The following is a 16,757-nucleotide window of genomic DNA, read 5'->3' as shown; positions in this document are numbered from 1 at the left end:
CCGAAAAGCGGAAAAAATGAACCCAGGGCAATTTTCAACTGTCCGTCCACGGGACGTGCGGAGCACTCTTTTAGTTCATTATTTAGGTTGCAAGTGGCTGATCAAGAAGGGATTCGCGGCGGCTTGAGTCTTCTTTCAAGGTCATCGAATTGAATAAACAGATCCTTTCTCTGTTTTTGGGCGGCACCCTCTTATGTGCTGCAGCTGGCAATGCCTCGGCCAGCTTCTGGGTTCATCTGCAGGACGGTAGCAGCCGTGTCGTCGCCCCCACCAAGGCCGATCCCAACTCCTCCCAGGCCGTTGTCAACCGGGCGCTGAGCGCACTGGGCACCCCGTACCGCTGGGGCGGCACCAGCCTCGAGCACGGCTTCGACTGCAGCGGCCTGGTCAACTATGCGTTCAAGAAGGTCGATGACCTCGACCTGCCCCGCACCTCCCGCGCGCTCTCCCGCGTCGATGGTCCCAAGGTGGCCAAGGGCGATCTGGAGCCGGGCGACCTGCTGTTCTTCCGCATCCGTGGGCGCAGCGTCGATCACGTGGCCATTTACCTGGGCAACGACCGCTTCATTCACGCGCCGCGGCGTGGCACCAACGTGCGCATCGACAAGCTCAGCGACGGCTACTGGAAAAAGCACTTCCAGCTGGCCCGTCGGGTGATGCCTGAAGGCGCGCAACTGGCCAGCAACGGCTGACAGGGTCGGCGAAACGACTGTGGTGTAGAGGGAGCAGCCATCCGCGCAGTATCTGTGGGAGCGGGCCATGCCCGCGAAGAATCACGGGCATGGACTGGGTGTCCCCGCCCGTTCCCACAGGTAAAACAGCAATGTCTGCTTTTGCCTTCTATGCATCACTAATCAAAGAGCTCCTCATCCGCCGGGCGGGCTGTCACCAGGGCAGCCCAGGCAGTACACTGCGCGCCGCTTGCAGCCATGTCGGCTGCGGCAATGGGTTCCCTAACCCCATTTCACGAAAAAGGACATCCCATGACCCTGCTTCCCGCCTCGGTCAGCCGCACCGTATTGGCTGCGCTGATCGCATTCCATATCCTCATCATCATCGCCAGCAACTACCTGGTGCAGCTGCCGATCACCCTGTTCGGCTGGCACACCACCTGGGGCGCCTTCAGCTTCCCGTTCATCTTCCTGGCCACCGACCTCACCGTCCGCCTGATCGGCAAGCATGCCGCACGCGTGGTGATCGCCCGGGTGATGGTGCCCGCCTTGATCGCCTCCTATATCGTCTCGGTGCTGTTCCATGAAGGCGCCTTTGGTGGCCTGGCGGCCCTCGGCGAATTCAACCTGTTCGTGTTCCGCATCGCCCTGGCCAGCTTTCTGGCCTACGTGCTCGGCCAGCTGCTCGACATCCAGGTATTCGACCGCCTGCGCCAGCTCAAACAGTGGTGGATCGCACCCACCGCTTCGACCGTCTTCGGCAACCTGCTAGATACCTTCGCCTTCTTCTCGGTGGCCTTCTGGCACAGCGACGATCCATTCATGGCGGCCAACTGGGTGGAAATCGCCACGGTCGACTATGTGATCAAGCTGACCATCAGCCTGATCCTGTTCGTGCCCCTGTACGGCATGCTGCTCGGCGCCATCGTGCGGCGCTTGCCGCAGCGCACCGCGCTGAACTGACACGGCCGCAAACGAAAAACGCCGGATCCCCCTCACGGGCATCCGGCGTTTTGCATGGGGTGATTGGCTGGCTTAGCGCGATGTGGCGGCCATTGGCAACGCCTGCAGGCGCGACAGGTGCAGGGCCACGGCCAGGGAGATCAGCAGCAGCGAGCCGATGAACAGGCCCAGGCCATCCCAGCCACCGGCCTGCCAGAACACCCCGCCCAGGGTGCCGGCGACGCTGGAGCCCAGGTAATAGCAGAACAGGTACAGCGACGACGCCTGGCCCTTGGCCTGGGTGGCCCGGCGGCCAATCCAGCTGCTCGACACCGAGTGGGCGCCGAAGAAGCCGAAGGTGAACAGCAGCATGCCGACCAGGATCACCGGCAGCACATCGAACAGGGTCAGCGCCAGGCCGGTGAGCATCAGACCGATCACCGCCCAGAGCACCTTGCGACGGCCCAGCTTGTCGGCCAGGGCGCCCACCTGCGCGGAGCTGTAGATGCCCGACAGGTAGACGATCGACAGCAGGCCGATACTGGTCTGGTCGAGCTTGAAGGGGGCCTCGATCAGCCGGTAACCGATGTAGTTGAACAGGGTCACGAAGGCGCCCATCAGCAGGAAGCCTTGCAGGAACAGCCATGGCAGGCCGGCATCGCGGAACTGCAGGGTGTAGCCCTGCAGCAGGCTGCGCGGGCGCAGCGAGCGGGGGCGGAAGTTGCGTGACTCGGGCAACAGACGCCAGAACGCCGCGCCGGCCAGCAGGCCCAGGCCACCGAGGGTGCCGAGCACCGCGTGCCAGGACATGAAGTCCACCAGCACGCCGCTGAGCAGGCGGCCGCTCATGCCCCCGATGGCGTTACCGCCGATGTATACGCCCATGGCCAGGCCCAGGTGCAGCGGGTCGATTTCCTCGCTCAGGTAGCTCATGGCCACGGCGGCCAGGCCGCTGAGTGCCAGGCCGACCAGCGCACGCATCAGCAGTACGCCTTCCCAGGTCGGCATCAGCGCGCTGCCAACGGTGAACAGGGCGGCGGCGAGCAGCGACACCACCATCACCGGCTTGCGCCCGAGGGCATCGGACAGCGGCCCGGTTATCAACAGGCCCACGGCCAGGGTGATGGTGGAAACGGAGAGAACCAGGCTGCTCTGCGCCGCGCTGAGCGCGAACTGCTGCGCCAGCATCGGCATCATCGGCTGCACGCAATAGAGCAGCGCGAAGGTGGCGAAGCCGCCGCTGCACATGGCGAGAAGAGTACGCAGAAAGGCGCGGGTGCCCTTCTGGACATAGGTGGGCTCCAGTGGAGCGCCGCGCGGGGCAGGTTCCTCGTTTGCGGGGCTGACACACTCGTCCGGTGCGTGTGGAACAGGCTGACTCATCACTTCCTCTTGGCTGTACTTTTCCCAGGCAAAACGCCGCCGCGTGCGCTGGCGCCGGCCAGCACGGGTGGTTGTTGTTATTGGGAATGGGGCCAGGATAAATAGGCGGGCAAGTTCTTTCCAATATAATATTCGACATGATCGATATGTTTCTCGACCTATTGGAGTGGGTATGGAGCTGCGCCACCTGCGCTATTTCGTAGCGGTCGCCGAAGAGCTGCACTTTGGCCGCGCTGCCGACCTGCTGGGCATTTCCCAGCCGCCGCTGAGCCAGCAGATCCAGGCATTGGAGCAGGAACTGGGGGTGCGCCTGTTCGAGCGCAGCAACCGCCACGTGGCGCTCACCGATGCCGGGCGGCTGTTTCTCGAGGAGACGCGGCAGACCCTGGCCCAGGTCAGCAAGTCGGTGGACGTGGTGCGCCGCGCCGAGCAGGGCGAAATCGGCGAGCTGCAGATCGGCTTCACCGCCTCGGCACCCTTCGTGTCGATCATTCCCCGGGCGGTGTTCGCCTTTCGCCAGGCGTTTCCGGCCGTGCACCTGGACCTGCAGGAAATGACCAGCAGCCAGGTCTGCCAGGCGCTGATGGAGAAGAAGCTGCAGATCGGCATGATTCGCCCGCTGGAACTGTCCGCCGAGCTGGACGCCGTGGAGCTGCTCAGCGAGCCGCTGGTGGCGCTGCTGCATGCCGGGCATCCGCTGGCTGGTGAACAGGATGGCGGGCTGGCGCTGGCCGAGCTGGCGGACCAGCCATTCGTGTTCTTTGCGCGTAGCTATGGCACCGGCCTGTACGGCCAACTGTTCAGTCTGGCCCGCCAGGCCGGCTTCACCCCGCGCATCAGCCAGGAGGCCCACGAGGCTCTGACCATCATCGGGCTGGTGGCCGCGGGGCTCGGCGTATCGGTGCTGCCGGCATCGTTTCGGCGCATCCGCATCGATGGCGTGGTGTTCCGCACCCTGACCGATGCCGAGGCCACCACTGCGGTGTGGCTGGTCAAGCGGCGCCAGGAACGCTCGCCCCTGGCCCAGGCTTTCATCGACCTGCTGACCCGCGAGGTGCAGGCGCTCAAGTAGCCTCAGTGACCTGGGCTATGGTCTATTGAGCGGCTTTATCCAGCTTGCGAAGAAACACGGCCATTTCCTTTTCCGCCTGCTTGTCGCCCTTGGCCTGGGCAGCCCGGATACCCTGTTGCCAGGCGCTGCGCGCCGCGTCGGGGTTGCCGGCGGTTTGCTGGGCCTTGCCGAGCAGCTTCCACGCCGCGGAATACTGCGGGTCGTGCTCGACGCAGCGCTGCAGGTGTCCGGCGGCCCTGGCGGCATCGCCTGCATCCAGATAACCCTTGCCCAGGCCGAAGCGCAACAGCGAGTTATCCACACCCTTGGCGAGCATCTTTTCCAGTGCGTCGGTACTCATGAGGGCTCCTTCGTCGGCAGCTTCAAACGGCAAGCCTCAAGCTGCAAGTAAAGCGCTTGAGGCCTTGCGGCTCAAAAAAACGTCAGGCCGACCTGGAACAGCCGTTCCACGTCGCGGATGTGTTTCTTGTCCATCAGGAACAGGATCACGTGGTCGCCGGATTCGATCACCGTGACGTCGTGGGCGATCAGCACCTGTTCATCGCGGATGATCGCGCCGATGGTGGTACCCGACGGCAGCGAGATGTCCTTGATGGCCTTGCCGACCACCTTGCTCGAACGTGCATCACCGTGGGCGATGACTTCCAGGGCTTCGGCAACGCCACGGCGCAGCGAGTGCACGCTCTCGATGTCACCGCGGCGCACGTGGGCCAGCAGGCTGCCGATGGTGGCCAGTTGCGGGCTGATGGCGATGTCGATCTCGCCGCCCTGGATCAGGTCGACGTAGGCCGGGTTGTTGATCAGCGTCATCACCTTGCGCGCACCCAGGCGCTTGGCCAGCAGCGAGGACATGATGTTGGCCTCGTCGTCATTGGTCAGGGCCAGGAAGATGTCGGCGTCCTTGATGTTCTCTTCCACCAGCAGGTCGCGGTCGGACGAGCTGCCGTGCAGCACGATGGCGCTTTGCAGGTTCTCGGAAAGGTAGCGGCAGCGCGCCGGGTTCATCTCGATGATCTTGACCTGGTAACGGCTTTCGATGGCTTCGGCCAGGCGCTCACCGATATTGCCGCCGCCAGCGATGACCACTCGCTTGTAGCCTTCCTCGAGGCGGCGCATCTCGCTCATCACCGCGCGGATATCGGCCTTGGCGGCGATGAAGAACACTTCGTCGTCGGCCTCGATGACGGTATCGCCCTGGGGCATGATCGCCCGGTCACGGCGGAAGATTGCCGCCACCCGGGTGTCGACCTTGGGCATGTGTTCACGCAACTGGCGCAGCTGCTGGCCAACCAGCGGGCCGCCGTAGTAGGCGCGTACCGCTACCAGTTGCGCCTTGCCTTCGGCGAAGTCGATGACCTGCAAGGCGCCGGGGTATTCGATCAGGCGCTTGATGTAGTTGGTGACTACCTGCTCGGGGCTGATCAGCACGTCGATGGGGATGGCTTCGTTGTCGAACAGGCCGGTGCGGGTCAGGTAGGCCGGTTCGCGCACCCGGGCGATCTTGGTCGGCGTGTGATAGAGGGTGTAGGCCACCTGGCAGGCGATCATGTTGACTTCATCGCTGTTGGTCACCGCCACCAGCATGTCGGCGTCGTCGGCACCGGCCTGGCGCAGCACGGTGGGAAACGAGCCCTTGCCCTGCACCGTGCGGATGTCCAGGCGATCGCTCAGGGCGCGCAGGCGATCACCGTCGGTGTCCACCACGGTGATGTCGTTGGCTTCGCTGGCCAGGTGTTCGGCCAGGGTGCCGCCGACCTGGCCGGCGCCGAGGATGATGATCTTCATCGGGTTGCTCCAGCGGCTGCGATCTTGATCAGCTTGGCATAGTAGAAGCCATCATGGCCGTCCTGCTGGGCGAGCAGCTGGCGGCCATGGGGTTGCTTGAGGCCGAACGGGCCGCTGATATCCAGCTCGCGCGCGTCCGGCGTGCGTTCGAGAAACGCGCCGATGACCTCGGTGTTTTCCATCGGCAGGGTCGAGCAGGTGGCGTAGAGCAGAATGCCGCCAACTTCCAGGGCCGACCACAGGGCGTCGAGCAGTTCGCCTTGCAGGGTGGCCAGGGCGGGAATGTCATCGGCCTTGCGGGTCAGCTTGATGTCCGGGTGGCGGCGGATTACGCCGGTGGCCGAGCAGGGCGCGTCGAGCAGGATGCGCTGGAACGGCTTGCCGTCCCACCAGGTAGCGGTATCGCGGCCATCGGCGGCGATCAGCGTGGCATCAAGGCCCAGGCGGTCGAGATTCTCGCGCACCCGCGCCAGGCGCTTGGCTTCCAGGTCCACGGCGACCACTTCGCTCAAACCCGACTCGGTCTCGAGCAGGTGGCAGGTCTTGCCGCCGGGCGCTGCACAGGCATCCAGCACACGCTGGCCGGGCGCCAGTTGCAGCAGCTCGGCAGCCAGTTGCGCGGCCTCGTCCTGCACGCTCACGTGGCCCTCGGCGAAGCCCGGCAGCAGCGTCACGTCGCAGGCCTGCAAGAGGCGGATGCCATCGCTGCTGAAGGTGCAGGGTTCGGCCTCGAAACCGGCCTGGTGCAGGCGCGCCAGGTAGTCGTCGCGGCTGCCATGGCGCCGGTTGACCCGCAGGATCAGCGGCGGATGGGCATTGTTGGCCGCGCAGATGGCCTGCCAGTGCTCGGGCCAGGAGGCCTTGAGCTGCTTTTGCAGCCAGCGCGGATGGGCGGTGTGCAGCACTGGGTCGCGGTCCAGTTCGGCCAGAATGTTTTCGCTGTCGCGCTGGGCATTGCGCAGCACGGCGTTGAGCAGGCCCTTGGCCGAGGTCTTCTTCAGCTTGTCGACGCAGCCCACCGTCTCGCCGATCGCCGCATGGGCCGGGATACGGGTGTAGAACAGCTGGTAGAGGCCGACCAGCAGCAGCGCTTCGAGGTCGCGGTCGCCCTCCTTGAAGGGTTTGCGCAGCAGCTTGTCGGCGATCAGCGCCAGGCGTGGTTGCCAGCGCGCGGCGCCAAAGGCCAGATCCTGGGCCAGGCCACGGTCGCGGGCCTCGACCCGGTCGAGCAGCGGCGGCAGGCTGGTGCCCAGCGACGCCTTGCCTTCGAGCACCGCGGCCAGGGCACGGGCCGCTGCCAGCCTGGGGTTCATGCCAGCACCGTGCCGACGGCGAACTGCTCGCGGCGGCTGTTGTACAGGTCGCTGAAGTTCAGCGCCTTGCCGCCGGGCAGTTGCAGGCGGGTGAGCAGCAGGGCGCCAGTGCCGCAGGCGACGGTCAGGCCGTCCTTGCTGGCGGCGAGAATTGCCCCGGGCTGGCCCTGGCCTTCGCCGATACAGGCGGCCAAGACCTTGAGTGGCGCGTCGTTCAGGGTGCTGTGGCAGATCGGCCAGGGGTTGAAGGCGCGGATCAGCCGCTCCAGATCAATGGCCGGGCGGCTCCAGTCGATACGCGCCTCATCCTTGTTGAGCTTGTGGGCGTAGTTGGCCTGGGCATCGTCCTGCACTTCGCCCATCAGGGTGCCGCTGGCCAGGCCGGCGATGGCTTCGATCACCGCCGGCGGGCCGAGCTCGGCCAAGCGGTCGTGCAGGCTGCCGCCGGTGTCGGAGGCCGAGATCGGCGTGCGCACCTTGAGCAGCATCGGCCCGGTATCCAGGCCGGCCTCCATTTGCATCACGGTCACGCCGCTCTCGGCATCACCGGCCTGCACGGCGCGCTGGATCGGCGCCGCACCACGCCAGCGCGGCAGCAGGGAGGCGTGGCTGTTGATGCAGCCGAAGCGCGGAATATCCAGCACCGCCTGGGGCAGGATCAAACCGTAGGCGACCACCACCAGCAGGTCCGGCTCCAGCGCCGCCAGTTCGGCTTGCGCAGCGGCATCCTTGAGGCTCGGCGGCTGCAGCACCGGGATGGCGTGTTCCACAGCGAGCTGCTTGACCGGGCTGGGCATCAGCTTCTGGCCACGGCCGGCCGGGCGATCCGGCTGGGTGTAGACCGCGACGATCTGGTGCGGCGTGTCGAGCAGCGCCTTGAGGTGGGCGGCGGCGAATTCCGGGGTGCCGGCGAATACGATACGCAGAGCTTCGGTCATGGGGTCTCGCTGTAACGGGCAGATTGAGAGCGCTGAAAAAACAAAAGGCTTGCCGCGGCAAGCCTTTGCTGTGGGCCGAGTCAGGCCTGCTGGCGGTGCTGCTTTTCCAGCTTCTTCTTGATGCGGTCGCGCTTGAGCGTGGACAGGTAGTCGACGAACAGCTTGCCGTTGAGGTGATCGCACTCGTGCTGGATGCACACGGCGAGCAGGCCCTCGGCGATCATTTCGAACGGCTTGCCGTCGCGATCCAGGGCGTTGATCTTCACCTTCTGCGGGCGATCCACGTTTTCGTAGAAGCCGGGCACCGAGAGGCAGCCTTCCTGGTACTGGTCCATCTCATCGGTCAGCGACTCGAAGGTGGGGTTGATGAAGACCAGCGGCTCGCTCTTGTCTTCGGACAGGTCCATCACCACCACGCGCTTGTGCACATTCACCTGGGTGGCGGCGAGGCCGATCCCGGGGGCGTCGTACATGGTTTCGAACATGTCGTCGATCAGCTGACGCAGGGCGTCATCGACCACGTCCACCGGCTTGGCGATGGTGCGCAGGCGCGGATCGGGAAATTCGAGAATGTTTAAAATCGCCATAATACGTTTGTGATGCACTTGTGGAATAAATTCAAAATCCGCTGCTAAGATGACGCAAGCATTCAAAAAACGGCGTCAAGCCGCGGATTTACTGGGCTCTGTCGCAGCGCTAGGGCGCTTCACGCGAAGGCACATCATAAAGGGATTCACCGCATGAGGAAATCACTACTCGCCCTGCTGCTGGTCGGCGCGAGCAGCCTGGCCCAGACCGGGATGGCCCTGGCCGAGGTGCAGCTCAAGGAAGGCCACCCCGACCGTTACACGGTCGTGCAGGGCGACACCCTCTGGGATATCTCTGGCAAGTTCCTCCGTCAGCCCTGGAAGTGGCCGGAAATCTGGCACGCCAATCCGCAGGTCCAGAACCCTCATCTGATCTATCCCGGTGATGTGCTGAGCCTGGTCTATATCGATGGTCAGCCCCGGCTGATGCTGGGCCGCGGTGATTCGCGCGGCACCATCAAGCTGTCGCCGAAAGTGCGCAGCACGCCGATGGCCGAGGCCATTCCGACCATTCCGCTGGAGGCGATCAACAGCTTCCTGCTGAAAAACCGCATCGTCGATTCCCCCGAGCAATTCCAGAGCGCGCCCTATATCGTCGCCGGCAACGCCGAGCGCGTGGTCAGTGGCGCTGGCGACCGCGTGTATGCCCGCGGCAGCTTCGACCCGGCCGCGCCGGTGTACGGCATCTTCCGCCAAGGCAAGACCTACACCGACCCGGTGACCAAGGAGTTCCTGGGCATCAACGCCGATGACATCGGCGGTGGCGAAATCGTCGCCGAGGAAGAGGGCGTCGGTACCCTCAATCTGACCCGCACCACCCAGGAAGTGCGCAACGGCGACCGCCTGTTCCCCACCGAGGAGCGCGCGATCAATTCGACCTTCATGCCCAGCGAGCCGAAGAGCGAAATCAAGGGCCTGATCCTCGACGTGCCCCGTGGCGTCAGCCAGATCGGTCAGTTCGACGTGGTCACCCTCAACAAGGGCATCCGTGACGGCCTGGAGATCGGCAACGTGCTGGCCGTCTACAAGACCGGCGAAACCGTTCGCGACCGGGTTACCGGCGAGTCGGTGAAGATCCCGGACGAGCGTGCCGGCCTGCTGATGGTGTTCCGCACCTACGAGAAGCTCAGCTACGGCATGATCCTCAATGCCTCCAGGCAACTGGCGGTGATGGACAAGGTACGCAATCCGTAACACCTGCAAGCCCCGCCGATGCGGGGCTTTTGCTAGGGTCTGTTGTCCCGTTTCACGCATCAACGCAGCTCGCGCTGAAACGGAAATAGACCCTTGGATAGGGCTCACGATCAAGGATGATCCGCCATGTCGACCGCCCATTCCCCCGCCGAACTCGAAGCCCGCCTGCGCCTGCATTGCCTGCCGGAACTGGGGCCCAGGCGTTTCCGAAAATTGCTCAGCGCCTTCGACAGCGCCTCTGCTGCGCTCAGCGCGCCTGCCAGTGCCTGGCGTTCGCTCGGCTTGCCACTGGCCTGCAGCGAGGCGCGACGCAGCCCGGGGATTCGTGAGCGGGCGCGCCTGGCGCTCGACTGGCTGCAGGTGCCTGGTCAGCAGCTTGTGATGTGGGACGAGCCAGGTTATCCCGCCTTGCTGGCAGAACTCTCCGATGCGCCGCCGCTGCTCTTCGTGGCTGGCGACCCGGCCCTGCTGGAGCGCCCGCAGCTGGCCATGGTCGGCAGCCGGCGCGCCTCCAGGCCGGGGCTGGATACCGCGCACAGCTTCGCCCGCAGCCTGGCGCGTGGCGGCTTCGTGGTCACCAGCGGGCTGGCCCTGGGCATCGATGGTGCAGCCCACCAGGGCGCCCTGGATGCCGATGGGCATACCGTGGCTGTACTCGGCACCGGATTGCAGTGCCTGTACCCGGCGCGCCACACGCGCCTGGCCCGGGACATCGTCGAGCGCGGCGGGGCGCTGGTGTCCGAGCTGCCGCTGGACAGCCCACCCCAGGCGGCCAACTTCCCCCGTCGCAACCGAATCATTTCCGGCCTGTCGCTGGGCGTGCTGGTGGTCGAGGCCAGCCCGTCCAGCGGATCGCTGATCACCGCGCGCCTGGCCGCCGAGCAGGGCCGCGAGGTGTACGCGATCCCTGGCTCCATCCACCATCCAGGCGCCAAGGGCTGCCATCAGCTGATCCGCGATGGCGCCACGCTGGTGGAAAGCATCGAGCATATCCTCGAAGCCCTGCGCGGCTGGCAGCGGGTGCCGGTGACGGAGCAGGCCCGCCACGCGCCGCCGGCTGCCACCCACCCCTTGCTGGCCTTGTTGTACGCCGCGCCCCATAGCAGCGAAGCCCTGGCCCATGCCGCCGGCTGGCCGTTGCCGGAGGTGCTGGCGGCGTTGACCGAGCTGGAGCTCGATGGGCTGGTGGCCTGCGAAGCCGGGCTTTGGGTGGGCCGCAAGGCGTAATACACTGCGCCCAGTGTTTTTCGGCGGAGGTATGCATGGTCACCAGTTGGCAGGTTCAGCAGGCAGCGCGCGTGGTGCGTGCCGGTGGCGTGATCGCCTACCCGACCGAGGCGGTCTGGGGGCTGGGGTGCGACCCCTGGGACGAGATGGCCGTGGATCGGCTATTGGCCTTGAAGGAACGGCCGGTGCACAAGGGGCTGATCCTGGTGGCCGACACCATTCGCCAGTTCGACTTTCTGCTCGAAGACCTGCCCGAGGTCTGGCAGGACCGCTTGGCCAGCACCTGGCCAGGCCCGAATACCTGGCTGGTGCCGCATCAGGATCGCCTGCCGCAGTGGATCACCGGCCAGCACGATACCGTGGCCCTGCGGGTCAGCGACCACCCGCGGGTGCGTGAACTCTGTGCGTTGACCGGCCCGCTGGTGTCGACCTCGGCCAACCCCGCCGGCCGCCCGGCCGCGCGTTCGCGGTTGCGGGTCGAGCAGTATTTTCCAAGGCAGCTGGATGCGGTCCTGGGTGGTGCCCTGGGCGGTCGGCGTAATCCGAGTGTAATTCGGGATTTGGTGACTGGTGACGTGCGCCGGCCTGCCTGACGCTTGAAGGCAGAAGCGGACATTGAGCTTCAAGCCGCAAGCCTCAAGCTGCAAGAAGAAGCTAGAGCACTGCGGACTGCTTCTAACCTGTAGCTTGGGGCTTGCAGCTTGCGGCTGCTTCCGCCACTTTCCGGCCATAGAGGTAAACCTCTACTGATGGCGGATAGGGTGCCAGGCGGGGGGCTTAGCCTATGCCCATGACGTTCGCGGGCATGGACTAGGCGACCCCGCCCGCTCCCGCAAAAGTGATCCATCCGGAGATCTGGTCACCTTTCGGACAAACAGGGGGTCCTCTGGAAACCAAAAGGCAGCGGATCGCGGGCCGGCTTACGGCAACAGAATCGTCGACCCCGTGGTCTTGCGCTCGCTGAGCAGGGTCTGGGCGGTGGCGGCGTCGCTGAGGGGGTAGCGGCCGGCGATTTCCACGTCGAGCTTGCCCTTGGCGATCATGCCGAACAGCTCGTCGGCCATCTTCTGCAGGCGCTCCGGGGTATCGGCGTAACCCGCCAGGGTCGGGCGGGTGACGTACAGCGAGCCCTTCTGCGCCAGGATGCCCAGGTTGACGCCCGTTACCGCACCCGAGGCATTGCCGAAGCTGACCAGCAGGCCGCGTGGCGCCACGCAGTCGAGCGAGGTTTCCCAGGTGTCCTTGCCGACGCCGTCATAGACCACCGGGCACTTCTTGCCGTCGGTCAGTTCCAGCACGCGCTGGGCGACGTTTTCGTGGCTGTAGTCGATGGTCGCCCAGGCACCCTGCTGCAGGGCGCGCTCGGCCTTTTTCGCCGAGCTCACGGTGCCGATCAGCTTGACCCCCAGGGCCTTGGCCCACTGGCAGGCGAAGGAACCGACACCGCCCGCCGCGGCATGGAACAGGATGATGTCGCCGCTCTTCAGGTCGGCGGTCTGGCGCAGCAGATACTGCACGGTCAGGCCCTTGAGCATCACCGCGGCGGCCTGTTCGAAGCTGATCGCGTCGGGCAGCTTGACCAGCTTGTCGGCCGGCAGCACGTGCAGTTCGCTGTAGCCGCCCAGAGGCCCGGTGGCATAGGCCACGCGGTCGCCGACCTGCAGGCCCTCGACCTCGGAGCCGATGGCGTCGACGAAGCCGGCGCCTTCGGTGCCCAGGCTGGAGGGCAGCGAAGGCGGGGAATACAGGCCGCTGCGAAAATAGGTGTCGATGAAGTTGAGGCCGATGGCCTGGTTGTGCACACGCACCTCGTGGGGGCCGGGCGCGGCGGGCTGGTAGTCGACGTATTCGAGTACCTCGGGGCCACCGTGGCGGCTGAACTGGATGCGTTTGGCCATCGTCTTGCTCCTGCTGGAAGGTGAGTGCAATAGACCCCGAGTCCATCGGGGCGTTGGATGCGTTTTTCCCTGAGCGGCTGAACGTCGCACCTCTGCTTGACCGGCGTCAACTGCGGGGCCTGGATGCCCGGTGCTATGCTAGCCGCCGATTTCGCCGCAACCAGGGTAAGCCCGTGAGTGACCAGACCGAGGCCGTGAAGGCCTACCTGCTCGACCTGCAAGACCGTATCTGTGCCGCGCTGCAACGCGAGGATGGCCAGGCCAGCTTCGCCGAAGACGCCTGGCAGCGTCCGGGTGGCGGCGGCGGGCGTACGCGGGTGATCGGTGATGGCGCGGTGATCGAGAAGGGCGGCGTCAACTTCTCCCACGTGTTCGGCGAAAACCTGCCGCCGTCGGCCAGTGCCCATCGCCCCGAGCTGGCCGGGCGCGGCTTCCAGGCCCTTGGCGTGTCGCTGGTGATCCACCCGCACAACCCGCACGTGCCGACCTCCCATGCCAACGTGCGCTTCTTCAGCGCCGAGAAGGAAGGCGAGGAGCCGGTCTGGTGGTTCGGTGGCGGCTTCGACCTGACGCCTTACTACGGCAACGAAGAGGACTGCGTGCACTGGCACCGCGTCGCCGAGCAGGCCTGCGCGCCGTTCGGGGCGGATGTGTACCCGCGCTACAAGGCCTGGTGCGACCGTTACTTCCACCTCAAGCATCGCGGTGAGCCGCGCGGCATTGGCGGCCTGTTCTTCGACGACCTTAACGAGTGGGGCTTCGACACCTGCTTCGCGTTCATCCGCGCCATCGGCGATGCCTATATCGACGCCTACCTGCCCATCGTCCAGCGCCGCAAGGCCACGCCTTACACGCCGGCCCAGCGTGAGTTCCAGGAGTACCGGCGCGGCCGCTATGTGGAGTTCAACCTGGTGTTCGACCGCGGCACGCTGTTCGGCCTGCAGTCGGGCGGGCGTACCGAGTCGATCCTCATGTCGCTGCCGCCCCAGGTGCGCTGGGGTTACGACTGGAAGCCGGCGCCGGGCAGCGAGGAAGCGCGCCTGACCGAGTACTACCTCACCGACCGTGACTGGCTCGGCCTGCAGCCGCAGGCTTGAAGCGCGGCGGCAAAAGCTGCAGGCTTGCCGCCTTTGGCTTCTACGCGCGGAAATGTTCATGGATCGCTACGGTGTATTTGGCAACCCCATCGGCCACAGCAAGTCGCCGCTGATCCACCGGCTGTTCGCCGAGCAGACCGGTCAGCAACTGAGCTACGATGCGCTGCTGGCGCCGCTGGAGGATTTCGAGGGCTATGCCCGCGCCTTCTTTGCTCAGGGCCGTGGCGGCAACGTCACCGTGCCGTTCAAGGAGCAGGCCTTCGCCCTGGCCCACAGCCTGACCGAGCGCGCCCGCCGCGCCGGTGCGGTGAATACCCTGAAGAAACTGGAGGACGGCAGCCTGCTCGGTGACAACACCGATGGCGCCGGCCTGGTGCGCGATCTGACCGTGAACGCCGGCATCGTGCTGCGTGGCAAGCGCATCCTGCTGCTTGGTGCCGGTGGTGCGGTGCGCGGCATTCTCGAACCCTTCCTGGCCGAGCAGCCGCAGAGCCTGGTGATCGCCAATCGCACGGTCGACAAGGCCGAGCAGCTGGCTCGCCAGTTCGCCGACCTCGGCCCGGTGGTGGCCAGCGGTTTCGACTGGATCGATGCACCGGTGGACCTGATCATCAACGGCACCTCGGCCAGTCTGGCCGGCGAGCTGCCGCCGATCTCCGCCAGCCTGATCCAGCCCGGCCATACCTGCTGCTACGACATGATGTATGGCGCCGGCCCCACGGCGTTCAATCGCTGGGCCGAGGAACAGGGCGCGGCCCGCACCCTGGATGGTCTCGGCATGCTGGTCGAGCAGGCCGTGGAGGCTTTCCATCTATGGCGCGGCGTACGGCCGGATAGCGCCCCGGTGCTTGCCGAACTGCGTCGGCAACTGGCGGCCGGCTGATCCAGGCCCCAGGGCTGTGCCGAATTCGTCAGCGCCGTGGGGCAAAGCGATCAAGCCAGCGGGCGCTGGCAACGCCAGCGTATAAGGTCGGCGTATGCCACTGACCTTATCACTGCCACAGGAGCCCACGATGATTCGACTGACCCTGGACGAAGCCCGCAGCTTGTCCCTGTCCATCCTGCGCCATGCCGGTTTCAGCGAGGCCCAGGCCCAGGCGGTGACCGCCACCGTGGTGGCCGGCGAGCGCGACGGCTGCGCCTCCCACGGCCTGTACCGGGTGCTGGGCTGCGTCAGCTCGCTGCAGGCCGGCAAGGTGGTCGCCGATGCCGAGCCGGAAGTGATCGACCAGGCGCCGGCCATCGTGCGTGTGGATGCCCGCGGCGGTTTCTCGCAACTGGCCTTCCAGGCGGGGTTACCGGTGCTGGCCGAGAAGGCCAAAGGCAACGGTATAGCCGCCCTGGCGATCAACCGCTGCGTGCACTTTTCCGCCCTCTGGGTGGAAATCGAGCAGCTCACCGAGCACGGCCTCGTCGCCCTGGCCTGCAACCCCAGCCATGCCTGGGTGGCGCCGGCCGGTGGCAGCAAGCCGATCTTCGGCACTAACCCCATAGCCTTTGGCTGGCCGCGTGCCGGCAAGCAGCCGTTCATCTTCGACTTCGCCACCAGCGCCATCGCCCGCGGTGATATCGAGTTGCACCGGCGCGCCGGCAAGGCCATTCCCGAAGGCTGGGGTATCGATGCCAACGGCCGGCCGAGTACCAGTGCCGAAGCGGTGATGAACGGCGCCATGCTGACCTTTGGCGGGCACAAGGGCTCAGCGCTGGCGGCCATGGTGGAATTGATCGCCGGGCCGCTGATCGGCGACCTGACCAGCGCCGAGTCGCTGGCCTATGACGCCGGCAGCAAGTCCTCGCCGTATCACGGCGAGTTGATCATCGCCCTCGACCCGCAACGCTTTCTCGGCGACGCGACAGACGAGCACCTGGCCCGCGCCGAAGCGCTGTTCGACGGCATCGAAGGGCAGGGCGCGCGGCTGCCCTCCCAGCGTCGCTACGATGCCCGGGAGCGCAGCCTGGCCGACGGCGTGCAGATTCCCCAGGCGCTCTACGACGACCTCAAGGCGTTGCTCAATTGATGCTGTAGCCGCGCCCGCTCAGGCAGGCGCCCAAGGCGCGTCGGTAGGTATCGGTGGCGCTGGCGGCCGGCGCACTGACGGCGGTAGCCGGATCGAAACCGCTCTGGCTGACCGCCCAGCTGTGGCATTCGTAGCGGTCGCGGGCCTGCAGGTCGGCGTTCTGGCCGCGGGCCGGATAGGCGATCACGTTGTAGTTGGCCGCAGGGGCCGCCACGGCTAGCGGCGGCGCCTCGACCACCACGTACTGCCGGCGATCGGCGTTCCACATGTAGTAGGTGCCGGCCACCACGAAGTACAGCGCACTGCCGATCCATAGTTCACGGGCATGGTCCGGCAGGCCATGGCCGTGCCGTGGTCCCGGCCCGCCCCAGTCCGGCCCGGGGCTGCCCTGCCCGTGATAGCCCCCGGGGCCCCCAGGGCCGCCACCTGGCCCGCCGGGCCCGGCCAGCGCATTCAGGGAAAGCGTTGCGAGCAACAGTGCGGCGATGGCGGAACGGGGCAGACGTGCGTTCATCATGGGGCTCCAGAGAAGAGGATGACCCCGTCCGGATGGCGGGGCAGCATCGATTATCGGGACGCCTGTGCAAGGTGCGGTCAGGTCGACGTAAAGGAGACGTAAAGCCCAGCGCCGC

17 protein-coding genes are annotated in these 16,757 nt (G+C 66.0%); 9 read left to right on the top strand and 8 right to left on the bottom strand.

The features are described from left to right. Positions 1-149: 149 nt before the first annotated feature. Both SA190iCDA_RS02545 and SA190iCDA_RS02540 read left to right on the top strand, forming a co-directional pair. The gene (locus SA190iCDA_RS02545; RefSeq protein WP_070884842.1) at positions 150-692 is read left to right on the top strand and encodes a C40 family peptidase; all 543 of its coding nucleotides are present in this window, start codon (positions 150-152) and stop codon (positions 690-692) included. Between the two features lie 291 nt (positions 693-983). Further along, entirely contained in the window at positions 984-1,634 is a 651-nt protein-coding gene (locus tag SA190iCDA_RS02540) for a 7-cyano-7-deazaguanine/7-aminomethyl-7-deazaguanine transporter (protein WP_070884841.1), read from the top strand. Positions 1,635-1,706: 72 nt separating this feature from the next. On the opposite strand, the gene SA190iCDA_RS02535 is transcribed toward SA190iCDA_RS02540, so the two are convergent. Then, complete coding sequence (locus tag SA190iCDA_RS02535) at positions 1,707-2,996, bottom strand: MFS transporter (protein WP_070884840.1); 1,290 nt, start codon at positions 2,994-2,996, stop codon at positions 1,707-1,709. Positions 2,997-3,168: 172 nt separating this feature from the next. On the opposite strand from SA190iCDA_RS02535, the gene SA190iCDA_RS02530 reads away from it, so the two are divergent. Further along, complete coding sequence (locus SA190iCDA_RS02530) at positions 3,169-4,068, top strand: LysR family transcriptional regulator (protein WP_070884839.1); 900 nt, start codon at positions 3,169-3,171, stop codon at positions 4,066-4,068. A 22-nt stretch (positions 4,069-4,090) separates the two neighbouring features. On the opposite strand, the gene SA190iCDA_RS02525 is transcribed toward SA190iCDA_RS02530, so the two are convergent. From SA190iCDA_RS02525 to def, 5 genes are all read right to left on the bottom strand, one after another. Then, positions 4,091-4,408 carry a tetratricopeptide repeat protein gene (locus tag SA190iCDA_RS02525; protein WP_070884838.1) on the bottom strand — a complete coding sequence of 106 codons (318 nt, stop codon included), beginning with the start codon at positions 4,406-4,408 and terminating at the stop codon, positions 4,091-4,093. Between the two features lie 71 nt (positions 4,409-4,479). Further along, positions 4,480-5,853 (bottom strand): Trk system potassium transporter TrkA, encoded by a 1,374-nt coding sequence (trkA, locus tag SA190iCDA_RS02520; RefSeq protein WP_070884837.1) that lies wholly within the window; start codon positions 5,851-5,853, stop codon positions 4,480-4,482. After that, the gene (gene rsmB, locus SA190iCDA_RS02515; RefSeq protein ID WP_070884836.1) at positions 5,850-7,166 is read right to left on the bottom strand and encodes a 16S rRNA (cytosine(967)-C(5))-methyltransferase RsmB; all 1,317 of its coding nucleotides are present in this window, start codon (positions 7,164-7,166) and stop codon (positions 5,850-5,852) included. Before rsmB ends, trkA begins: the two co-directional genes overlap by 4 nt. Then, complete coding sequence (gene fmt / locus SA190iCDA_RS02510) at positions 7,163-8,104, bottom strand: methionyl-tRNA formyltransferase (protein WP_070884835.1); 942 nt, start codon at positions 8,102-8,104, stop codon at positions 7,163-7,165. Before fmt ends, rsmB begins: the two co-directional genes overlap by 4 nt. A gap of 80 nt (positions 8,105-8,184) precedes the next feature. Continuing rightward, positions 8,185-8,691 carry a peptide deformylase gene (gene def, locus SA190iCDA_RS02505; RefSeq protein ID WP_070884834.1) on the bottom strand — a complete coding sequence of 169 codons (507 nt, stop codon included), beginning with the start codon at positions 8,689-8,691 and terminating at the stop codon, positions 8,185-8,187. Between the two features lie 153 nt (positions 8,692-8,844). Here def and SA190iCDA_RS02500 point away from each other — a divergent pair, with 153 nt between their 5' ends. The 3 genes from SA190iCDA_RS02500 (at position 8,845) to SA190iCDA_RS02490 (ending at position 11,705) form a co-directional block, all read left to right on the top strand. Next, entirely contained in the window at positions 8,845-9,885 is a 1,041-nt protein-coding gene (locus tag SA190iCDA_RS02500) for a LysM peptidoglycan-binding domain-containing protein (RefSeq protein WP_070884833.1), read from the top strand. Positions 9,886-10,011: 126 nt separating this feature from the next. Further along, entirely contained in the window at positions 10,012-11,112 is a 1,101-nt protein-coding gene (dprA, locus tag SA190iCDA_RS02495; RefSeq protein ID WP_070884832.1) for a DNA-processing protein DprA, read from the top strand. A 35-nt stretch (positions 11,113-11,147) separates the two neighbouring features. Continuing rightward, positions 11,148-11,705: an L-threonylcarbamoyladenylate synthase gene (locus tag SA190iCDA_RS02490; RefSeq protein WP_070884831.1), complete on the top strand. Its 558-nt coding sequence runs from the start codon at positions 11,148-11,150 to the stop codon at positions 11,703-11,705. A gap of 327 nt (positions 11,706-12,032) precedes the next feature. On the opposite strand, the gene SA190iCDA_RS02485 is transcribed toward SA190iCDA_RS02490, so the two are convergent. Then, positions 12,033-13,010: an NADPH:quinone reductase gene (locus SA190iCDA_RS02485; RefSeq protein ID WP_070884830.1), complete on the bottom strand. Its 978-nt coding sequence runs from the start codon at positions 13,008-13,010 to the stop codon at positions 12,033-12,035. A gap of 173 nt (positions 13,011-13,183) precedes the next feature. Here SA190iCDA_RS02485 and hemF point away from each other — a divergent pair, with 173 nt between their 5' ends. The 3 genes from hemF to SA190iCDA_RS02470 all read left to right on the top strand — a co-directional run bounded on the left by hemF (position 13,184) and on the right by SA190iCDA_RS02470 (position 16,125). Continuing rightward, a complete protein-coding gene (hemF, locus tag SA190iCDA_RS02480; protein ID WP_070884829.1) occupies positions 13,184-14,107 on the top strand; it encodes an oxygen-dependent coproporphyrinogen oxidase in 924 nt (307 codons plus the stop codon). A gap of 58 nt (positions 14,108-14,165) precedes the next feature. Further along, on the top strand, positions 14,166-14,990 hold the full coding sequence (aroE, locus tag SA190iCDA_RS02475) for a shikimate dehydrogenase (RefSeq protein ID WP_070884828.1): 825 nt from the start codon (positions 14,166-14,168) through the stop codon (positions 14,988-14,990). 130 nt (positions 14,991-15,120) lie between these two features. After that, entirely contained in the window at positions 15,121-16,125 is a 1,005-nt protein-coding gene (locus SA190iCDA_RS02470) for an Ldh family oxidoreductase (protein WP_070884827.1), read from the top strand. Here the strand turns inward: SA190iCDA_RS02470 and SA190iCDA_RS02465 are convergent. Further along, positions 16,118-16,639 (bottom strand): hypothetical protein, encoded by a 522-nt coding sequence (locus tag SA190iCDA_RS02465; protein WP_070884826.1) that lies wholly within the window; start codon positions 16,637-16,639, stop codon positions 16,118-16,120. The two genes, SA190iCDA_RS02470 and SA190iCDA_RS02465, sit on opposite strands and share 8 nt — an antisense overlap. Positions 16,640-16,757 lie beyond the last annotated feature (118 nt).

The organism is Pseudomonas argentinensis (assembly GCF_001839655.2).
Classification (GTDB): Bacteria; Pseudomonadota; Gammaproteobacteria; order Pseudomonadales; family Pseudomonadaceae; genus Aquipseudomonas; species Aquipseudomonas argentinensis_B.
Note: the sequence above shows the minus strand (reverse complement) of the source record. Positions and strands in the feature narration are given on the sequence as shown.

What these genes read in the sequence shown, in the direction of transcription:
- SA190iCDA_RS02485 (WP_070884830.1), bottom strand. Translation starts at nt 13,010, where the DNA reads ATGGCCAAACGCATCCAGTTCAGCCGCCACGGTGGCCCCGAGGTACTC.
- SA190iCDA_RS02490 (WP_070884831.1), top strand. Translation starts at nt 11,148, where the DNA reads ATGGTCACCAGTTGGCAGGTTCAGCAGGCAGCGCGCGTGGTGCGTGCC.
- SA190iCDA_RS02535 (WP_070884840.1), bottom strand. Translation starts at nt 2,996, where the DNA reads ATGAGTCAGCCTGTTCCACACGCACCGGACGAGTGTGTCAGCCCCGCA.
- trkA (WP_070884837.1), bottom strand. Translation starts at nt 5,853, where the DNA reads ATGAAGATCATCATCCTCGGCGCCGGCCAGGTCGGCGGCACCCTGGCC.
- SA190iCDA_RS02530 (WP_070884839.1), top strand. Translation starts at nt 3,169, where the DNA reads ATGGAGCTGCGCCACCTGCGCTATTTCGTAGCGGTCGCCGAAGAGCTG.
- def (WP_070884834.1), bottom strand. Translation starts at nt 8,691, where the DNA reads ATGGCGATTTTAAACATTCTCGAATTTCCCGATCCGCGCCTGCGCACC.
- SA190iCDA_RS02500 (WP_070884833.1), top strand. Translation starts at nt 8,845, where the DNA reads ATGAGGAAATCACTACTCGCCCTGCTGCTGGTCGGCGCGAGCAGCCTG.
- aroE (WP_070884828.1), top strand. Translation starts at nt 14,166, where the DNA reads ATGGATCGCTACGGTGTATTTGGCAACCCCATCGGCCACAGCAAGTCG.
- fmt (WP_070884835.1), bottom strand. Translation starts at nt 8,104, where the DNA reads ATGACCGAAGCTCTGCGTATCGTATTCGCCGGCACCCCGGAATTCGCC.
- SA190iCDA_RS02540 (WP_070884841.1), top strand. Translation starts at nt 984, where the DNA reads ATGACCCTGCTTCCCGCCTCGGTCAGCCGCACCGTATTGGCTGCGCTG.
- SA190iCDA_RS02470 (WP_070884827.1), top strand. Translation starts at nt 15,121, where the DNA reads ATGATTCGACTGACCCTGGACGAAGCCCGCAGCTTGTCCCTGTCCATC.
- SA190iCDA_RS02525 (WP_070884838.1), bottom strand. Translation starts at nt 4,408, where the DNA reads ATGAGTACCGACGCACTGGAAAAGATGCTCGCCAAGGGTGTGGATAAC.
- rsmB (WP_070884836.1), bottom strand. Translation starts at nt 7,166, where the DNA reads ATGAACCCCAGGCTGGCAGCGGCCCGTGCCCTGGCCGCGGTGCTCGAA.
- dprA (WP_070884832.1), top strand. Translation starts at nt 10,012, where the DNA reads ATGTCGACCGCCCATTCCCCCGCCGAACTCGAAGCCCGCCTGCGCCTG.
- SA190iCDA_RS02465 (WP_070884826.1), bottom strand. Translation starts at nt 16,639, where the DNA reads ATGAACGCACGTCTGCCCCGTTCCGCCATCGCCGCACTGTTGCTCGCA.